The organism is Janthinobacterium sp. TB1-E2 (assembly GCF_036885605.1).
Classification (GTDB): Bacteria; Pseudomonadota; Gammaproteobacteria; order Burkholderiales; family Burkholderiaceae_D; genus Janthinobacterium; species Janthinobacterium aestuarii.
Genome location: NZ_CP142523.1, coordinates 2,945,813 through 2,951,066, shown reverse-complemented (window position 1 = coordinate 2,951,066; position 5,254 = coordinate 2,945,813). Strand labels below are relative to the sequence as shown.

At 61.3% G+C, this 5,254-nt stretch carries 3 protein-coding genes; all 3 read right to left on the bottom strand.

Going from position 1 to position 5,254, the window contains the following annotated elements:
- Window positions 1-65 precede the first annotated feature (65 nt).
- Window positions 66-1,838: a ShlB/FhaC/HecB family hemolysin secretion/activation protein gene (locus OPV09_RS13405; RefSeq protein ID WP_338682085.1), complete on the bottom strand. Its 1,773-nt coding sequence runs from the start codon at window positions 1,836-1,838 to the stop codon at window positions 66-68.
- Window positions 1,839-2,097: 259 nt separating this feature from the next.
- Window positions 2,098-3,708: a glutamine-hydrolyzing GMP synthase gene (guaA, locus tag OPV09_RS13400; RefSeq protein ID WP_034752205.1), complete on the bottom strand. Its 1,611-nt coding sequence runs from the start codon at window positions 3,706-3,708 to the stop codon at window positions 2,098-2,100.
- Window positions 3,709-3,774: 66 nt separating this feature from the next.
- Window positions 3,775-5,235 (bottom strand): IMP dehydrogenase, encoded by a 1,461-nt coding sequence (gene guaB / locus OPV09_RS13395; RefSeq protein ID WP_034752206.1) that lies wholly within the window; start codon window positions 5,233-5,235, stop codon window positions 3,775-3,777.
- Between the last annotated feature and the right edge of the window lie 19 nt (window positions 5,236-5,254).

Here is a 5,254-nt window from a genome sequence, read left to right as displayed (position 1 = left end):
GAAATGTCCTAATGACAATTAAATGATGCGATAAAGGGAGATGACAACTGATCGATGGCGGCGTCTTAGTAACTGGCGTTCAGGCTGAAGCCGGCCGTATGGCTGGCCGTACGGAACAGCTCGGGTTTGCGCACGGGCCAGCCGACAAAGGCGTCGTACTGCACGCCCAGCCACTGGCCGCGCAAACCGACGAAGCCGCCCGTCAGGCGCCGCGCAATCAGCCATTCGGCGGATGGCCCCGACACTTCGCCGTGGTCCAGCCCGGCATACGCTTCCTGGCCGCTGCTGCCCAGCGGCACGCCGAGCTCATTGCGCAGCAGCCAGCCGCGCTCGGCGGACAAGCTGCTTTCGCCGTCGTAGCCACGTACCGTGTAGCGCCCGCCGATGGCAAAGCGGTCTTGCGGCACCAGCGGCGTGCGGTTGTGCTGCATGCGCCAGCTGCCCGCGTAGCGCAGCGGCTGGCCAGCCAGCTTGAACGGCGCCGACAGGGCCGCGTCGGCCAGGACGAGTTTGAAACGCGACGTGCCCTCGCCAAATGCTTCCTCGGGCGCCGCCATCGCATGCATCGCGCCCGTGCCGCGCCGGTATTGCAGGTTCAAGTCCAAGGTGGCCTGTCCCATGAATTCGCGATGACCGATACCCAGTTCCCAGCCCGCCATGCGGCGGCGCTGCACTTCCACTTCCGTGTCGTCGATGAAATTCTGCGCGGCGCGTTGCCAGCCACGCAAGGACACCGTCGTCTTGCGCGACGCATCGCGGTACACCAGGCGCGAGAGTTTCACTTCCTTGTTCTGGCTGGCGCCGCTGTAGTTGTAGTCTTGACTGATGCCGGCCACGGACTGGTGGTAATGGCTGTCGCTGGCCGTGAAGGCCAACAGCCAGTAGGCGTAGGGAATCGAATAGTGGGCCACCATGCCGCCCGTGCCGCGCGGGCCGTTGCGGTCGCCGTCGACGTTCTGGTTCAGGCTCAGGTAAAACAGGTCGTTCAGGGTCAGCCAGTGGTCGTACGACAGGGTCACGCTGCCCTGCAGCTTGCCTGTCGAGCGCGAACCGCCATCATCGAGGCCCAGCGCCAGCCGAAACGGCAAGCCCTGCTTCCACTGGATCTGCAGGTCGCTCTCGCCCGGCTTGGCGTTGCCGCCCTCGGCCGGCATGATCTGGATATCGGCCTCGGCCGTCGGCACGCGCTTGAAGTTCTCCAGCGCCTGCTCCGTATCGCGCACGTTGAGCAAGTCGCCGGGCCGCGCCGGCACGGCATTCCACCAGGTGGCCCGGGGATTCGTGCCGGGCGCAAAACCGATCTGGCGGATACGCCCCGGTATCACGCTCAAGGCCAAACTACCCTTGCTCAAGTCCTGCGGCTCGGCCAGCACGCGCGTAGTGACGTAGCCGCGCGCGATGATGGCGTTCTGCATGCGGCCCATCAGTACATTGATGGCCTGCGTGCCCAGGCAACGGCCCAGCGGAGAATCCGGCGCGCCCAGGTCGTCGCGGTTGGTGGCGTTCAATGCCCACTTGAACTGCGCCGCATCCTCGCCCCGCAACACAAGATGGTCAATCGTAAAACACGGCGATTCGCCCGTCGGCAAGCGGTTTGCGGACACCGCGGCAGGCGCCTCGAGCAGGCGCACGTCGGGATTGCGTTCCTGCTGCTGGCGCAGGACGCGCTCGCGCTCTTGCTGGCGTATCAATTCTTGGCTGGCATCGTCGCGCTGGCTGCTGCCAGGCGTGGTGGGAAGGGGCGGCGCGATTTCGGGACGGGTCTGCGCGGACACGGCGGCACACAGGGTGCCGCTAAACAAAAATACACCGCACCATGGCGTCAAGCGCAGGTGCATATGTTGCCTTAAATAATTATTTACGTAAGGAAATTATAAATTAATTATTTCTATCGGGCAACTTTATTTATTTCTTGAGAACTTTACCTCTTTGGTAACTACTTTTCATCTATCCAATTACCACTAGTAAAAAACACGCGGCCTTGTGACAGCAGAGCATGCAATGGGAGCCGGCATCGATGGCATAAAAAAAGCCCTGTAAAAAACAGGGCTTTGGCTCACTCAATTAGTCGGAAATGCAAAGTTTCCTTGTGGAAAATCATTCCCACTCGATGGTCGCCGGCGGCTTGCCAGAGATATCGTAGACGACGCGGTTGATGCCGCGCACTTCATTGATGATGCGGTTCGAGACCTTGCCCAGCAGGCTGTGCGGCAGGTGTGCCCAGTGGGCCGTCATGAAGTCCTGCGTTTGCACGGCGCGCAGGGCCACCACGTATTCGTAGGTGCGGCCGTCGCCCATCACGCCCACCGATTTGACGGGCAGGAAGACGGCAAACGCCTGGCTGGTCGCCTCGTACCAGTTGGTCGGAACGCTATCCTGGTCGAAGCCAGGAACCACGACCGGCTCATACGGCGTGTTGCGCAGCTCTTCGATGAAGATGGCGTCGGCGCGGCGCAGCAGGTCGGCGTAGTCTTTCTTGACTTCGCCGAGGATGCGCACACCGAGGCCCGGGCCCGGGAATGGGTGGCGGTAGACCATGTCATGCGGCAAGCCCAGGGCCACGCCCAGTTTACGCACTTCGTCCTTGAACAGTTCGCGCAGCGGCTCGAGCAATTTCAGCTTCATGGTGTCCGGCAAGCCGCCCACGTTGTGGTGGCTCTTGATGGTCTGGCCTTTTTTACCTTTGCCGGCCGATTCGATCACGTCCGGGTAAATCGTGCCTTGTGCCAGCCATTTGGCGTTGACCAGCTTGCCCGATTCGACCTGGAAGACTTCGACGAATTCGCGGCCGATGATCTTGCGCTTTTGCTCAGGATCTGTGACGCCGGCCAGGTGGCCCATGAACTGGTCTTCCGCATCGACGCGGATGACTTTCACGCCCAGGTTCTTGGCGAACATGTCCATCACCATCTTGCCTTCGTCCAGGCGCAGCAGGCCGTGGTCGACGAAGACGCAGGTCAGCTGGTCGCCGATGGCGCGGTGGATCAGCGCTGCCGCGACGGAGGAATCGACGCCGCCGGACAGGCCCAGGATGACATCGTCGGTGCCCACTTGCGCGCGGATCTTTTCCACCGCTTCGCTGATGTAATCGGGCATGTTCCAGTCCGACTTGCAGCCGCAGATTTCATGCACGAAACGGCCGAGCATGGCCTTGCCCTGCACCGTGTGCGTCACTTCCGGGTGGAATTGCACGCCGTAGAACTGGCGCTCTTCGTCGGCCATGGCGGCGATCGGGCAGCTCGGAGTGTTGCCCATCAGCTTGAAGCCTGGTGGCATTTCCAGCACCTTGTCGCCATGGCTCATCCACACTTTCAGCATGCCGTGGCCTTCGTCGGTGACGAAGTCGGCAATACCGTTGAGCAGCTTGGTGTGGCTGCGGGCGCGCACTTCGGCGTAGCCGAATTCGCGTACCAGGCCGTTTTCCACCTTGCCGCCCAGCTGGGCCGCCATGGTTTGCATGCCGTAGCAGATGCCCAGCACGGGCACGCCCAGCTCGAACACGGCTTGCGGCGCACGCGGCGAGTCGCCGTCCAGGGTGGAATTGTGGCTGCCCGACAGGATCACGCCGGCGGCGCCATAGTTGCGCACGAACTCGTCGCTGACGTCATACGGGAAGACTTCGGAAAACACGCCGGAATCGCGCACGCGGCGGGCGATCAACTGGGTGACTTGGGAACCGAAATCGAGAATGAGGATTTTAGAATGCATGATGGGGACTTTATCTGAGGTCATTACAAAACCGGCGCACTAGGCGCCGGTCTGGTGTGTCGCTATTTACTCGGAACGGTAATTCGGTGCTTCCTTGGTAATCTGCACATCATGGACATGCGACTCGCGCATGCCGGCCGAGGTGATTTCCACGAATTCCGCTTTTTCGCGCAGTTCGTCGATGGTGGCGCAACCGCAGTAACCCATCGATTGACGTACGCCGCCCACCAGCTGGAAGATGATCGCCAGCACGCTGCCTTTGTAGGCCACGCGGCCCTCGATACCTTCCGGCACGAACTTGTCGGCCTTCATGGTAGCGTCCTGGAAATAGCGGTCAGCCGAACCATCGGACATCGCACCCAGCGAACCCATGCCGCGGTACGATTTGTAGCTGCGGCCCTGGTACAGGATCACTTCGCCCGGTGCTTCTTCCGTACCGGCAAACATCGAACCCATCATGACGGTCGAGGCGCCAGCGGCCAGCGCTTTGGAAATGTCGCCCGAGAAGCGGATACCGCCGTCGGCGATACACGGCACGCCCGTGCCTTCCAGTGCTTCGGCCACATTCGAGATGGCCGTGATTTGCGGTACGCCCACACCGGCGACGATACGCGTGGTGCAGATCGAGCCAGGACCGATACCGACCTTGACCGCATCGGCGCCGTATTCCACCAGCGCCTTGGCGGCAGCAGCCGTAGCGATATTGCCGCCAATCACTTCGACTTGCGGGTACTTGGTCTTGATCCAGCGTACGCGGTCGAGGATGCCTTGCGAGTGGCCGTGGGCCGTGTCGACCACCAGCACGTCGACGCCGGCAGCGACCAGCAGGTCGATGCGCTCTTCATCCTTGGCGCCCACGCCGACGGCAGCGCCGACCAGCAGTTTCCCCTGGCTGTCTTTCGACGCGAACGGGTGCGAAGTCGACTTCTGGATATCCTTGACGGTGATCAGGCCGCGCAGTTCGAATGCGTCGTTGACGACCAGCACGCGCTCGAGGCGGTGCTTGTTCATCAGGCGCTTGGCTTCGGCCGTATCGGCGTCTTCCTTGACGACCACCAGCTTTTCGCGCGGGGTCATCTTGGCGGAAGCTTCCGCGTCGAGTTCCTGCTCAAAACGCAAATCGCGGTTGGTGATGATGCCGACGACTTCCTTGCCTTTGACGACAGGGAAACCGCTGATGCCGTATTGTTCCGTCAGCGCGATCACGTCGCGGATTTTCATTTCCGGCGGAATCGTGATCGGATCACGGAGCACACCTGCTTCGAAACGCTTTACGCGGGCCACTTCACGTGCCTGGTCCTTCGGATTCAAATTCTTGTGGATGATGCCGATGCCGCCTTCCTGGGCCATCGCGATTGCCAGACGGGCTTCCGTCACCGTATCCATGGCTGCGGACAGCAAGGGAATATTCAAGGTGATATTGCGGGTCAGGCGAGTTTTGAGGGACGTATCGGCGGGCAGAACGTTGGAGTAGGCTGGGACGAGCAGCACGTCATCGAATGTGAGTGCTTTTTGAAGTAGACGCATAGCATTTCCTATTGGCGCA

Bases quoted from the DNA above. Each gene is read 5' to 3' on its own strand.
- guaA (WP_034752205.1), bottom strand. From the start codon at position 3,708: ATGCATTCTAAAATCCTCATTCTCGATTTCGGTTCCCAAGTCACCCAG.
- OPV09_RS13405 (WP_338682085.1), bottom strand. From the start codon at position 1,838: ATGCACCTGCGCTTGACGCCATGGTGCGGTGTATTTTTGTTTAGCGGC.
- guaB (WP_034752206.1), bottom strand. From the start codon at position 5,235: ATGCGTCTACTTCAAAAAGCACTCACATTCGATGACGTGCTGCTCGTC.